Annotated in this window: 11 protein-coding genes; 5 read left to right on the forward strand and 6 right to left on the reverse strand. The window is 71.5% G+C overall.

Features of this window, described 5'->3' with window-relative positions; all coding sequences use genetic code 11:
- Positions 1–573 precede the first annotated feature (573 nt).
- The gene (gene metK / locus CC117_RS07405; RefSeq protein WP_071083078.1) at positions 574–1,797 is read left to right on the forward strand and encodes a methionine adenosyltransferase; all 1,224 of its coding nucleotides are present in this window, start codon (positions 574–576) and stop codon (positions 1,795–1,797) included.
- A 19-nt stretch (positions 1,798–1,816) separates the two neighbouring features.
- Here metK and metX read toward each other — a convergent pair whose 3' ends face one another.
- Positions 1,817–3,061: a homoserine O-acetyltransferase MetX gene (metX, locus tag CC117_RS07410; RefSeq protein ID WP_071082991.1), complete on the reverse strand. Its 1,245-nt coding sequence runs from the start codon at positions 3,059–3,061 to the stop codon at positions 1,817–1,819.
- A complete protein-coding gene (locus CC117_RS07415) occupies positions 3,058–4,353 on the reverse strand; it encodes a bifunctional o-acetylhomoserine/o-acetylserine sulfhydrylase (protein ID WP_071082992.1) in 1,296 nt (431 codons plus the stop codon). The genes metX and CC117_RS07415 overlap by 4 nt, the downstream gene beginning before the upstream one ends.
- Before the next feature lie 699 nt (positions 4,354–5,052).
- Here CC117_RS07415 and CC117_RS07420 point away from each other — a divergent pair.
- Entirely contained in the window at positions 5,053–6,183 is a 1,131-nt protein-coding gene (locus CC117_RS07420; protein WP_071082993.1) for an isopenicillin N synthase family dioxygenase, read from the forward strand.
- Positions 6,180–7,652, forward strand: a complete 1,473-nt coding sequence (locus CC117_RS07425; RefSeq protein ID WP_084131689.1) for a bifunctional o-acetylhomoserine/o-acetylserine sulfhydrylase — start codon at positions 6,180–6,182, stop codon at positions 7,650–7,652. Before CC117_RS07420 ends, CC117_RS07425 begins: the two co-directional genes overlap by 4 nt.
- Before the next feature lie 17 nt (positions 7,653–7,669).
- Here CC117_RS07425 and CC117_RS07430 read toward each other — a convergent pair whose 3' ends face one another.
- Positions 7,670–8,503, reverse strand: coding sequence for a TauD/TfdA dioxygenase family protein (locus CC117_RS07430; RefSeq protein WP_071083080.1), 834 nt, complete (start codon positions 8,501–8,503; stop codon positions 7,670–7,672).
- Positions 8,504–8,689: 186 nt separating this feature from the next.
- On the opposite strand from CC117_RS07430, the gene CC117_RS07435 reads away from it, so the two are divergent.
- Positions 8,690–9,745, forward strand: coding sequence for an aldo/keto reductase (locus CC117_RS07435; protein WP_084131692.1), 1,056 nt, complete (start codon positions 8,690–8,692; stop codon positions 9,743–9,745).
- Positions 9,746–9,779: 34 nt separating this feature from the next.
- On the opposite strand, the gene CC117_RS07440 is transcribed toward CC117_RS07435, so the two are convergent.
- Both CC117_RS07440 and CC117_RS07450 read right to left on the reverse strand, forming a co-directional pair.
- Positions 9,780–10,691 (reverse strand): NAD(P)-dependent oxidoreductase, encoded by a 912-nt coding sequence (locus CC117_RS07440; protein WP_198541766.1) that lies wholly within the window; start codon positions 10,689–10,691, stop codon positions 9,780–9,782.
- Positions 10,692–10,908: 217 nt separating this feature from the next.
- Positions 10,909–11,673: an SDR family NAD(P)-dependent oxidoreductase gene (locus CC117_RS07450; RefSeq protein WP_071082995.1), complete on the reverse strand. Its 765-nt coding sequence runs from the start codon at positions 11,671–11,673 to the stop codon at positions 10,909–10,911.
- A 206-nt stretch (positions 11,674–11,879) separates the two neighbouring features.
- On the opposite strand from CC117_RS07450, the gene CC117_RS07455 reads away from it, so the two are divergent.
- Positions 11,880–12,533, forward strand: a complete 654-nt coding sequence (locus CC117_RS07455; RefSeq protein ID WP_071082996.1) for a TetR/AcrR family transcriptional regulator — start codon at positions 11,880–11,882, stop codon at positions 12,531–12,533.
- A 76-nt stretch (positions 12,534–12,609) separates the two neighbouring features.
- On the opposite strand, the gene CC117_RS07460 is transcribed toward CC117_RS07455, so the two are convergent.
- The gene (locus CC117_RS07460; RefSeq protein ID WP_071082997.1) at positions 12,610–12,939 is read right to left on the reverse strand and encodes a hypothetical protein; all 330 of its coding nucleotides are present in this window, start codon (positions 12,937–12,939) and stop codon (positions 12,610–12,612) included.
- Positions 12,940–12,959 lie beyond the last annotated feature (20 nt).

The following is a 12,959-nucleotide window of genomic DNA, read 5'->3' on the forward strand; positions in this document are numbered from 1 at the left end:
GGGGAGCACAGGTCAGACATCCGGGACGTCGCCGATCCGCACAGTTGACCGGGTGTCCCTTCCGATGGTGCAATCGGGCCCATGTGGAGTTCGGCGCGACTGAACGCGCCCCGACTGGTCACCCGGAGTCACATCGACTTCGGCCGGGTCAGCTCCGCCGTCTGTACCACCGCCGCCTGTACCGCCACGTCGGCGCTTCGGTAACGCGCACCTCGGCCGCTCGCCACCCGGCAGTCCGGCCGGCGGGCGTCCTCCTGTAGCGGACCGGTCACCTCGGCGGGCGCGCGGGTCGCGGCCGCCCTGTCGGGTTCCGGCCGGGTAACCTGCCTCCTCACACGTGCGAGCCGGCTGCCCGCAGCCCTGTTCCGCGCCGCGGTTGCGCTGTCCCCTGTGCCCGCCCCCGCGACGTCCCGTACCGGCCGCGACGTCCTGCGCCGGTTCCGCGGCGTCCATCCCTCCACCGGTCGCGCCAGTGCGCCGGTGCCGTCGTTCCGCGGCTTCGTCCCCGCTCCCGCGGGCAACGGCCCCGTTCCGGCCCTGCCCGCGCCGCCGAGAAACAGAAAGCAGGTCATGATGCCCCGTCGGTTGTTCACCTCCGAATCCGTCACCGAAGGCCACCCGGACAAGCTGGCCGACCAGATCAGCGATGCCCTCCTGGACGCCTACCTCAGCGCCGACCCGACCTCCCGGGTCGCGGTCGAGACGCTGCTGACGACCGGCCACGTGCACGTTGCCGGCGAGGTCACCTCCGCGGCACTCATCGACGTCACCGCGGTCGTGCGCCGCACGCTGACCGACATCGGGTACAACGCGGCGACCGGCTTCGACGGGGCGACCGTCGGTGTCCTGGTGTCGATCGGCGCGCAGTCCCCCGACATCGCCCAGGGTGTCGACCACGCCTACGAGGCACGGCGGTCCGCCGACGCCGGCGGGACGGCCGCCGACGACGCGCTCGGCCGGCAGGGCGCGGGCGATCAGGGGATCATGTTCGGCTACGCGACCGACGAGACCCCGGACCTGCTGCCACTGCCGATCACGCTGGCGCACCGGCTCGCCGAGCGGCTCGCCCGGGTCCGCCACGACGGGGTGCTGCCCTACCTGCGCCCGGACGGCAAGACCCAGGTCACCATCGAGTACGACGGCGACCGGCCGGCGCGGCTCGACACCGTGGTCGTCTCCGCCCACCACGCCGCCGGGGTCGACCTCGAGGGCCAGCTGATCCCGGACATCCGCGCCCAGGTCGTCGAACCGGAGCTCAAGCGGCTCGCCGAGGAGAGCCTGGGCCTCGAGGTCGACGGCTACCGGCTGCTCGTGAACCCGACGGGCCGGTTCGAGATCGGCGGCCCACAGGGTGACGCCGGCCTCACCGGCCGCAAGATCATCATTGACACGTACGGCGGGTACGCCCGGCACGGCGGCGGTGCCTTCTCCGGCAAGGACCCGTCCAAGGTCGACCGCTCGGCGGCCTACGCGCTGCGCTGGGTGGCCAAGAACGTGGTCGCCGCGGGCCTGGCCCGCCGCGCCGAGCTGCAGGTCGCCTACGCGATCGGCAAGGCGGAGCCGGTCGGGTTGTTCGTGGAGACGTTCGGCACCGAGCAGGTGCCGGTGGAGCGGATCGAGCGGGCCGTGGACGAGGTGTTCGACCTCCGCCCCGCCGCGATCATCCGGGACCTGGACCTGCTGCGCCCCGTCTACCGGCGGACGGCCGCCTACGGCCACTTCGGCCGTTCGCTGCCCGAGTTCACCTGGGAGCGCACGGACCGCGCCGACGCGCTGCGCGCCGCCGCCTCCGCCTGACCGCCCCGGGCTGAGCGCATCAGCTGCCGGCGTCGGTGAGGGCGGCGCGCACGACCTGGCCGACCGCCGCCGTCTCCAGCAGGAAGCCGTCATGGCCGAACTCGGACGACACCAGGTGCGCCTCGGTGCCCAGGTGCCGGGCGAGTTCGGCCTGCAGCCGCGGCGGGTAGAGCCGGTCGCTGTCGATGCCGGCGACCGTGACCGGGGCCCGGCAGCCGCGCAGGGCTGCCGGGACCCCGCCGCGGCCGCGGCCGACGTCCTGGCTCATCATCGCCGTGGTGAGCGTGACGTAGGTGCCGGCGTCGAAGCGGCTGATCAGTTTCGCCCCCTGGTGCTCCACGTAGGACGCGGCTGCGTAGCGGCCGTCGCTCTGCATGGTGTTGCCGAACCGGTGGGCGAACTCGGCCTCGCTGCGATAGCTGACCTGGCCCATCTGGCGGGCGAGCGCCAGACCGGTGTGCGGGCCACCACCAGCCGGCCGGTGGTGGTGGTAGTCCCCGCCCAGCCAGTGCGGGTCGGCGCGGATCACCGCGAGCTGGGTCGCGTAGAGCGCGATCTGCTCGGCGGTCGCCGCCGCGCCGCACGACAGCACAACCGCCCTGGCCACCCGCTCGGGCAGCGCCACCGCCCACTCCAGCGCCCGCATACCGCCCATCGAGCCGCCGACGACCGCCGCCCAGCGGCTGATGCCCAGCGTGTCGGCGAGCAGCGCCTCGGCCCGCACCTGATCACCGACGGTGATCTCCGGCCACCGGCTACCCCAGGGCTGCCCGTCGGGGGCCGGTGAGGCCGGTCCGGTGGTCCCCTGGCAGCCCCCGAGGACATTCGGGCAGACGACGAAGAACCGCTCGCTGTCCAGCGGAGCGCCCGGGCCGATCAGGGCATCCCACCAGCCCGCGGTGGGATGCCCCGGCCCGGCCGGGCCATGGACGTGGCTGTCCCCGGTGAGCGCGTGCAGCACCAGCACGGCGTTCGACCGGTCCGCGGCGAGACGCCCCCACGTCTCGTAGGCGATCGTCAGGCCGGGCAGCGAGCCGCCCCGTTCCAGCGCCAGCGGGCGGGTCGGGGTGGCGAACCGCCGTAGCCCGACCGGGTCACCGACCCGCCACGCGGCGGAGGCTGGCGGCCCGGCTGCCGCGGGTGCGGGTGCGGGTGCTGCGGGCACGGATGCGGTCTGGCGCTCGGACCCGGGTTCGGACGAGCCCGGTCGCGCAGGCGGCTCCGGCGGGACGACGAGTGGGCGGTGCCCGGGCTGCGCGGTCATCCGGCCTTCGCGGCGCGGAACCCGGCGTCGAGGTCGGCGAGGATGTCGTCGATGTGCTCGATGCCCACCGAAAGCCGGATCAGGTCCGGAGTCACGCCGGTCGCCGCCTGCTCGGCGTCGGTGAGCTGCGAGTGGGTGGTCGTCGCCGGATGGATGACCAGCGAGCGGACGTCCCCGATGTTCGCGAGGTGGCTGAACAGTTCCAGCCCCTCGACGAACCGGCGGCCCGCCGGCGCGCCACCGGAGATACCGAACGCCAGCACCGCCCCGGCGCCCCGTGGGAGCACCTGCGCCGCCCGCCCGTACCAGGGCGAGCTCGGCAGCTTCGGGTAGGCGACCCAGCTCACCTCGTCCCGGGCCGCCAGCCATTCGGCGACCCGCAGCGCGTTGGCGCTGTGCCGCTCCAGGCGCAGCGACAGTGTCTCCAGGCCCTGCAGGAAGAGGAACGAGTTCAGTGGCGCGATGGCCGGCCCGAGGTCACGCAGGAGCTGCACCCGCGCCTTGGCGATGTAGCTGCCGTGGCCGAGCGCGTCCCAGTAGACCAGACCGTGGTAGCTCGGGTCGGGGGTGGTGAAGTTCGCGAACCGCCCGCTGGCGCCGTAGTCGAACCGGCCGCCGTCGACGATGACACCGCCGATGGACGTGCCGTGCCCGCCGATGAACTTGGTCGCCGAGTGGACGACGATGTCCGCGCCGTGCTCGAACGGGCGGTACAGGTACGGGGTGGCCAGGGTGTTGTCGACGATCAGCGGCACGCCGGCCTCATGTGCCACCCCGGYGATCCCCGCGGTGTCGAGAACGTCCAGACGCGGGTTGCCGATCGTCTCGCCGTAGAACGCCCTGGTCTCCGGGCGCACCGCCGCCCGCCAGGCGTCCAGGTCGTCGGGGTTGTCGATGAACGACACCCGCACCCCCAGTTTGGGCAGGGTGTAGTGGAGCAGGTTGTACGTGCCGCCGTACAGGTTCGCCGAGCTGACGATGTGATCCCCGGCCTCGGCCAGGTTCAGGATCGCCAGCGTCTCCGCCGCCTGCCCGGACGCCGTCGCGAGCGCCCCGACCCCRCCTTCGAGGGCGGCGACACGCTGCTCGAAGACGTCCTGTGTCGGGTTCATGATCCGGGTGTAGATGTTGCCGGGTTCCCCCAGCGCGAAGAGCGCCGCCGCGTGGTCGGTGTCGCGGAAGACGAAGCTCGTCGTCTGGTAGATCGGGACGGCGCGCGCGCCGGTCGTCGGATCGGGCTGCGCACCCGCGTGGATMTGCTGCGTCTCGAACGACCAGGTCGGCTCGGTCATGGCGGGGCTCCCCCTCGGACATTGCCGGCACGGGACGGTGCTGGCACGAGACATTGCTGGCACAGGACATTGCTGGCACAGGACATTGCTGGCACAGGACATTGCTGGCACGGGACATTGCTGGCACGGGATGGTGCTCGCGCGGGCGGCTGCCGGTCGGGCCGTGGCCGCGAGGTGATCGGTGCGGACGTGGGTGTGCGGCGGCGGTCCTTCTCCCCGGGCCCCGGCGGTCTGGGCCGGCCGCGGCCGCAAGAAGGATGCCCCGCACGGAACGGAATCGCGCGCATACACGCCCGGACCCCTCCGAACGGGCGGTCACGCCGGGCGATGGGTTCCCGCGCCCCGGACCCTTCGGACCGTTTCGACCGGGTCACGCCACGGCCCTGCTCCGGAGCCGACGCCGGAGGCCAGGCTGCCCGCGGGAGCTCTCAGCTCCTCGGACAGGCGGCCGACGTCACCCGGAGCAGGTCGATGTACTCCCGACGCACGAGTTTCAGCGGCCTCGGCATTCCCGAACCGAAACATGCCCACCGCGCGGCGACAACGAGCTGACGACGTGACCCGGGGCACACTACGGAGGGGTGTCACTCGCGCACAGCACGCCGCTCGGGCGAGCGTCCCCGAAAATGCATATCTTCGATCGGGAAGATGAGTAACGTCTCACGGATGCGTCCTGTCGCCACCAGGAGGGAGGGCCGCGTGCCCGTCTCCCCCGGCCCGGGCCGACCGAGCGCCGCGGCGCTGCCGGTGCTCGACCTGCGCTCGTACGGCGCAGCCAGCACCCCCGCCGACCGCGCCGACTTCCTCGCGGCGCTGCGCGCGGCCTGCCGCGACCCGGGTTTCTTCCAGCTCACCGGCCACGGCGTCCCGACGCGCCTCACCGAGGGAGTACTCGCCGTGAGCCGCGAGTTCTTCCGCCTGCCGACCGCGGTGAAGCTGGAGATCGAGAACATCCACTCGCCGCACTTCCGCGGTTACACCCGCCTCGGTCACGAGATCACGCGGGGCAGCCCGGACGTCCGCGAGCAGATCGACATCGGTGACGAGCGGCCCGCACGGGTTCCCGCTCCCGGTGATCCGCCGTACCTGCGGCTGGACGGGCCGAACCAGTGGCCGGCACGCCTCCCACAGCTGCGGGAGACCGTCCTGGAGTACATGGCCGCACTGGGCCGGCTGGCGCGGGTCGTGGTCCGGGCGCTGGCGGAGTCCCTCGGGCTGCCGCCCGGGCACCTGGACCCGACGTTCGCCGCCGATCCCCGCTCCCATGTCAAGCTGCTCCGCTACCTCGCCGCGCCCGCCGGCTTCACCGACGGCTACGACCAGGGTGTCGGCCCGCACAAGGACGGCGGGTTCCTCAGCCTCGTCCTGCAGGACGGCCTCCGTCCATGGGACGAACCGACGGAGCCCGCCCGACCGACCGCGCTGCCGACCCAGCCGCCTGCCCTGCAGGTCGCTGACGGTCGCGGTGGCTGGATCGACGCGGTGCCACTCGCGGGCGCGTTCGTGGTCAACATCGGTGAGATGTTCGAGTTGGCCACCCAGCGCTACTACCAGGCGACCGTGCACCGGGTGGTGAGCCCACCGAAAGGCCACGAACGCGTGTCCGTGGCGTTCTTCTACGGACCGGGCCTGTCAGCGACCCTCGAACCCGTGCCTCTGCCCGCCGACCTCCGCGCCCAGCTCCCCGACACCGAGGAGCCACCCGACCCCGACAACCCGATCTTCGCGCAGCACGGGACGAACACGCTGAAAAGCTGGCTGCGCAGCCATCCCGCGGTCGCTCGCCGGTACTACGCCGACCTGGCACCGCTGACCGGATCCGTCCGGTGAGCGAGCAGACCGATGCCGCGACCACGCCCACCCGGCCGCCCGGCGCGAACCCGTCGGCGCGCCGAGCCGCGCACCCGACCGACCGGACCACGTATCCGACCGACCGGGCCACCGAACCGCCCCCCGTGCCACCCGCCGGGCGGCCCGCAGCGCTCCCGGGCGTCACGCCCGCGCAGGGCGGGTCCGCCGTCTCGGCATGGTCGTTCGAGACCCGCCAGATCCACGCCGGCGCGCAGCCCGATCCGACGACCGGCGCGCGCGCCGTCCCGATCTACCAGAGCGCCTCGTTCGTCTTCGCCGACGCCGAACAGGCCGCCGGCCTGTTCGCCCTGACGGAGACCGGCTTCACCTACACCCGGGTCGTGAACCCGACCCAGGACGCACTCGAACAGCGCATCGCCGACCTCGAAGGCGGCGTCGCGGCGCTCGCGACGGCCAGCGGGCAGGCCGCGCAGACCCTGGCCCTGCTCAACATCGCCTCGGCCGGCGACCACCTCGTCTCGTCCGCCTCGCTGTACGGCGGCACCTACGCCCTGTTCCGCCACACCCTCGCCGACCTCGGCATCGAGACGACGTTCATCGACGACCCCGACGACCTGGACGCCTGGCGGGCGGCGGTGCGCCCGAACACCGCCGCGTTCTACGGGGAGACGATCGGCAACCCGCGCGGCAACGTCCTGGACATCGCCGGGATCGCCGCGGTCGGCCACGACGCGGGCATCCCGCTCGTCGTCGACAACACGCTCCCCTCGCCCTACCTCACCCGCCCGCTGGAGCACGGAGCCGACATCGTCGTGCACTCGGCCACGAAGTTCATCGGCGGGCACGGGACGTCCATCGGCGGCGTGATCGTCGACGGCGGCCGGTTCGACTGGGGCAACGGCCGTTACCCCCGCTTCACCCGGCCCGACCCGTCCTACAACGGCCTGGTGTTCCTCGACGTGTTCCCGGAGACCGCGTACATTCTGCGCGCCCGCGCACGGCTGCTACGCGACCTGGGCCCGGCGCTGTCGCCGATGAACGCGTTCCTGCTGCTGCAGGGCCTGGAGACGCTGTCGCTGCGGATGGAGCGGCACAGCGCCAACGCACTGCGCGTCGCGACCTGGCTGCGGGGCCACGAGGAGGTCACCCGCGTCGCCTACCCCGGCCTGCCCGACAGCCCCTGGCGCGACGCCGCGGCACGGTACCTGCCACGCGGGGCGGGCGCGGTGGTCGCCTTCGGGCTGCGCGACGGCGAGCGCCGCGGCCCCGCCTTCATCGAGGCCCTGCGCCTGCACAGCCACCTGGCGAACATCGGGGACGTCCGCTCCCTCGCGATCCACCCCGCCTCGACGACCCACGCCCAGCTCACCGAGGCCGAACGGGTCTCCAGCGGCGTCCCCGCCGACCTGATCCGCCTCTCCGTGGGCCTTGAGGGCGTCGAGGACATCCTCACCGACCTCGACACCGCGTTCCGCGCCACCCACTGACCCGCCCGATCGCGGACTCAGGCCACTGCCTCCTCGCCGACCAGGGTGGTGCGGTGCATCAGGCGGCGGGACTCGGCCGTGTAGGGCTGGGCCCGGTGCAGGATGCCGGTGTTGTCCCAGACAACCAGGTCGCCTGGGTGCCAGTGGTGCCGCAGCGAGTACCGGGGCTGGGTCGCCCAGGCGAGCAGGCGGTCGAGCAGCTCTCGGCTCTCGGCCTCCGACAGGCCGACGACCTGTTCCGCGGTGGCCCCGACCAGCAGCGACCTGCGGCCATTGCCGCGGGTCCACACCAGTGGATGCTCCCGGGACGGGACCTTGTCCCACGATGCCCGCATCCTCGGCGACGCGTCGGGGTGCGCCAGCCGTTGCGTCGCGGCGAAGCTGTGCACCACGCGAAGCTCGGCGTACCGCGCCTTCTCCTCGCCGGACAGCCCTTCGTAGGCCGCATAGAGGTTGGCGAACTCGGTGTCGCCGCCCTCGGTCGCGACCTCCAGCGCGGTCAGCAGGGTCGCCTTCTGCGGGACGAGGTCGTTGGCACCGTCGATGTGCCAGAAGAACGTGCCCGCCCGGTAGGCGGCCAGCGCGCTCTGCGCCGGATCGAGAGAGATCGCGGAGACCTCGGGGTGGTCCTTCTCCCCGCCCATGGGAGCGACCACCACCTCGCCCAGAAGGCGGCTCACCGCGACCAGGTCCGCGTCGTCGATGTGCGCCTCGCGGTAGACGACGACGCCGTACCGGTCGAGGTACTTCCTCGTGTCCGCGGCGATGGCCGGATCCGTCAGCTGACGGCCGGTCAGGCCGGTGATCTCTAAGCCCACCTCGGGGCTGATCGGGCTTGCGGTGACGGCCATGTGTCTCTCCTCGTCCGGCTTCGGCGCGGTCGGCCGGTCTCGTTCGGTGGACAGGTCATCCATCCCAAAATATACTTTTGCGTATACTTACGGTCAATGCTTGCGGAGAGGCTCGACCCGCGCCGCAGGTTCCGGCTCCCAGGCACGCACATCTCTCACCACGTCACCACGCGGAGGACGCAGCGCATGACCGAACCGAGCGCGCCGGAGATGACTGCCCCGGCAGGTGCCAGGCCGCGGCCGACGAGAATCGAGCTGTGCCAGCTCGGGCGCAGCGGCCTCTACGTCTCCCGGTTCGCCCTCGGCACGATGACGTTCGGCATGAAGGACTGGGGCTGCGACGAGGAGACCTCGATCGCGCTGGTACACCGTTACCTCGACGCGGGCGGTAACTTCCTCGACACCGCGGATGTCTACGGCAGCTCCGAGGACATCGTCGGCCGAGCCCTGAAGGGGCGCCGCCACCGCGTGGTCGTCGCGACCAAGGCCGGCCTTCCCGTCGGTCGTGGCCCGCATGACAAGGGCACCGGCCGCCTTCACCTTCGCAGGGCCTGCGAGAACAGCCTGCGCCGGCTGCAGACCGACTACCTCGACCTCTACCAGGTCCACTTCGACGACCCGACCACCCCGATCGCCGAAACCCTCGACACTCTCGACGATCTGGTTCGTGAGGGCAAGGTCCGCTACATCGGCGCATCCAACTTCCAGGCCTACCGGCTCATGAAGGCACTCGCCACCAGTGACGCCCGCGGCAAGGAACGTTTCGTCTCACTGCAGGGCCAGTACAACCTGATCGTGCGCACGCTGGAACGTGAGCATCTGCCGCTGCTCGAGGAGGAGGGCCTGGGCTTCATCGCGTGGAGTCCGCTCGCGGCCGGCATGCTCACGGGCAAGATCTCGGCCGGAGCAGAACCGGAGGGCACCCGACTCGGCCAGCGTGAGGTCGAACTCGACGCGCTGGTCAGGAACGACCGCGGCTTCGCCATCGCCGCCGCCGTGGTGAAAGCCGCCACCGAACTCGGCTGCACCCCGGCGCAGCTTTCTCTCGCCTGGCAGAGCACCCGCCCGGTCACCGCCACCATCATCGGGGCCCGCACCATGGCCCAGCTCGAGGACAATCTCGCCGCCCTGACTATCGCGATTCCCGAGGAGATCCTGGCCGAGCTGGACCGCCTCACCGGCCTCCCCGACGAGTACCCCGGCGCCTTTCTCAGGACCATGCACAGCTGGCTCCGCCGCTGACGAGCTCCGCCGCCGACGAAGCCTTCCTCGGCCGTCAGTCGGAGGCCGCGTCCTCAGGGGCGACGAACGGGTAGATCGCGGTGAAGTCGGCTCCCGGCCGCTGGTCGGCGAACCTCCGCCACAGGGCGGCCACGGGGCGTCCGACCTCGTCGGGTCCACCCGCGGCGGCGACCTCGTCGAGATAGAGCCCGACGTCCTTGGCCATCAGACTGTTGGCGAAGCCGGCGGCGTATCCGCCGGTCAGAACGTGGTTGGGGAACTTGTCGCTGGTCGCGGAGTTCTGCCCACTGGAGGTGTTCAGCACGTCGAGCATCGTTGTCATCGACAGACCCGCCGCCGTTCCGAAGGCGATCGCCTCGCTCGTCGCGGCGAGCGCGGTGGCGGAGAGGTAGTTGTTCGCGAGCTTCATCGCCTGGGCCAGGCCGGGCCGGTCACCGACCCGGATACGACGGTCGGAAAGGCCCGCCAGCACCGGCACGGCCCGGGCGCAGCTGGCCTCGTCACCTGAGTACATCACCGTGAGAGTCCTGGACCGGGCGCCTGCGACCCCGCCGGAGACCGGCGCGTCGACGAGGCCCATGCCGGCGGTCTCGAGGAGTGCCGCGTTGTTTCGCGCGTGGACGACGCCGATCGTCGAGGTCTCCACGACCGTCAGGGCCGTCCGCGCGACGGTACCGACGATCTCGCCGACCACCTGTGCTGACGCGAGGCCGTCCGGAAGGCTCAGGACGACCGTGGCACTCGCGGCGGCGACAGCGCCCACCGAGGCCGCGAAGCTGGCACCGGCCGGTGCGCGGTCGGCTCCGGCGAGGTCGTGGCAGACGACCACGTGACCGGCCTCGACCAGGTTGTGGGCGAGGACGCTGCCCATGCTGCCGAGACCGATGAAGCCGACCACACTGGTCACCGCCGGGTCAGCCGCTCGCGGCGGACGCCGCTCAGACATCACCGTGACTCCACCGGAGTCGCCTGCCCCGGCAGACCGCGGGATCGTCGGTGCAGAAGTCGGTCGGATCGAGCGTGTCGGGCACCCGGACCTCCGGTCGGTGGTGACGTCGTCGGTGGTGACGTCGTCGGTGGTGACGTCGTCGGTCGTGCGCTGGTCGTCGTTCGTGCGCTGACCGGCCCGGCCGCGCCGGGTGTCGCCTGCGCGGCCGGGCCGGTCAGGTGTTGCGGCCGCCGTTCACGCCGATGATCTGGCCCGTCACGTAACCGGCCTCGTCGGAGACGAGGAACGAGCAGGCCGCGGCGATGTCCTCCGGCCGGCCGGCGCGCCCGACCGGAGTTCGGGAGATCGCTTCGTCGATGCCGCCGGGACCGAACCGCCCCTTGCCCTCGTTGCGACGGGTCATCGGGGTGTCGATGAAGCCCGGCGGAATGGTGTTGACGGTGATCCCCGCGGGGCCGAACTCGAGTGCCAGTGACTTGGTCAGGCCGACCATGCCGGACTTGGAGGAGACGTAGTGCGCCATGTACGGCTGCCCGCTGTGCGTGCTGGACGACGAGATGTTCACGATCCGCCCCCAGCCCGCCTCGATCATGTCGGGAAGCACAAGCTGGCAGCAGTGGAACGTACCGGTGAGGTTGATGGCGATCAGCTCGTTCCACGACGCGGGCGAGATGTCGAGGAACCGGCGGAAGCCCTCCTTCCCGGCGTTGTTGACCAGAACCGTGATCGGGCCAAAGGTCTCGCGCACCCGCTGAAGGCCCGCGTCGATCTGGTCACGGGAGGCGACATCGACACCGACCGCCATCGCCGCACCGCCATCGCCGCGGATCTTCGCGGCGGCCGACTCGGCTGCGACCACATCGAGATCGAAAAGACCGACCGCGATGCCGTCGAGAGCCAGGCGCTGCGCGATTCCCAGCCCGATACCGGATGCCGAGCCGGTGACCACAGCCACCTTCTCGTCGGGGCTTTCGACCATGGCAATCCCTTCGGGGCGCTCAACGTGATGTGCACTGCATACTGATGCGGCAGTCGCGCAGAACGCCAGAAGTATACGATAAAGTATATTTACGGTCAATGATCAGAAGAGGATTCAGGCCGCCCACACGCCGGAGCCGGCGCGTCGGCACGTCGGGGCGCGGGCTCCGGCACGGGCGAATTCAGCCGGTGCGAGAATCGAGGACCATGACGCAACCTGCGCGCACCGGCCGGCCGACCCGGACCGGGTCAGCCGAACTCGAACAACGGCTGCGTCAGGCCGCCTTCGAGGTCTTCTGTGACCGCGGCTTCGAAGCCGCGTCCATGGAGGAGATCGCGCGGGCCGCGAACATCACCAAGCGCACGCTCTACGCAAAGTATCCAGACAAGCGCGCACTGTTCACAAAGATTCTTCCCTGGGCGATGTCGTCGCTGCAATGGGATCCGCCGCTCGTGGCGGTGCCCGAGGGCGACCTCCGTGGCGAGCTCATGATGATCGCCCAGGCGGCGGTCACCCGGGCCGTGGATCCCGCGATCGCGCAGCTGATCCGGATGGCCATGAGCGAGGCGCGCCGCTTCCCCGAGTTCGCGCAGGCGGCTCACTCGATGGCCTGGTCGCCGCGGCTGCGTTCGGTCATCGAGCTCCTCGAACGGCACGCACGGGCCGGCACCATCGTCGTGGACGACCCGGAGCTCGCGGCCGAGCAGTTCCTGGCGATGGTCGCGGGTTTTCCGTCCATCCTCGCCGTCTTCGACCTGCGGCGCGACAACGATGTCGAGCAGCGTCACATCGAGCACGCGGTCGAGCTGTTCCTCTCCGGCGTCGAGCCGCGGCCTGAGCGGGCGCCCGGCAGGCGCTGACGGATCAGCCCAGCGGCCCGCCGGGCCGGGGCTCCGGGCCGATCCGGGCGGGGCAGCGCCAGTGCCGTGACCGACGCTAGATCGCGGGCTCGAGCACCGCGTCGACCGCGGAGGGCCCCGAGTCGGGCACCCGCGCCTGACGCCACACCTCGACGGGGAACGAGACGGTGCACAGCGCCGAGTAGAGCCAGGTCAGGCGCTGGTCCTCCGCCTTCATCTCCGCATCGTAGGGCACCTGCTCGAGGTAGGCCCGCGCGTCGTCGATGCGGGCGAAGGCGGCGTCGTAGAACGCCTGAAGCTCGTCCATCGAGCTCGTGAAGCGCTTGTCGTAGCGCGCTCGTTCGCCCTGGATGGCCCAGTCAGCGAAAGGCTCAAGGTCCGCGAACTGTGCGGGAAGGACAGCCATCTGTCAGCTCCTGTCTGGAA

The sequence above is a fragment of the Parafrankia colletiae genome (assembly GCF_001854655.1).
Classification (GTDB): domain Bacteria; phylum Actinomycetota; class Actinomycetes; order Frankiales; family Frankiaceae; genus Parafrankia; species Parafrankia colletiae.

Bases quoted from the DNA above. Each gene is read 5' to 3' on its own strand.
- metK (WP_071083078.1), top strand. From the start codon at position 574: ATGCCCCGTCGGTTGTTCACCTCCGAATCCGTCACCGAAGGCCACCCG.
- metX (WP_071082991.1), bottom strand. From the start codon at position 3,061: ATGACCGCGCAGCCCGGGCACCGCCCACTCGTCGTCCCGCCGGAGCCG.
- CC117_RS07430 (WP_071083080.1), bottom strand. From the start codon at position 8,503: ATGGCCGTCACCGCAAGCCCGATCAGCCCCGAGGTGGGCTTAGAGATC.
- CC117_RS07435 (WP_084131692.1), top strand. From the start codon at position 8,690: ATGACCGAACCGAGCGCGCCGGAGATGACTGCCCCGGCAGGTGCCAGG.
- CC117_RS07440 (WP_198541766.1), bottom strand. From the start codon at position 10,691: ATGTCTGAGCGGCGTCCGCCGCGAGCGGCTGACCCGGCGGTGACCAGT.
- CC117_RS07450 (WP_071082995.1), bottom strand. From the start codon at position 11,673: ATGGTCGAAAGCCCCGACGAGAAGGTGGCTGTGGTCACCGGCTCGGCA.
- CC117_RS07455 (WP_071082996.1), top strand. From the start codon at position 11,880: ATGACGCAACCTGCGCGCACCGGCCGGCCGACCCGGACCGGGTCAGCC.
- CC117_RS07460 (WP_071082997.1), bottom strand. From the start codon at position 12,939: ATGGCTGTCCTTCCCGCACAGTTCGCGGACCTTGAGCCTTTCGCTGAC.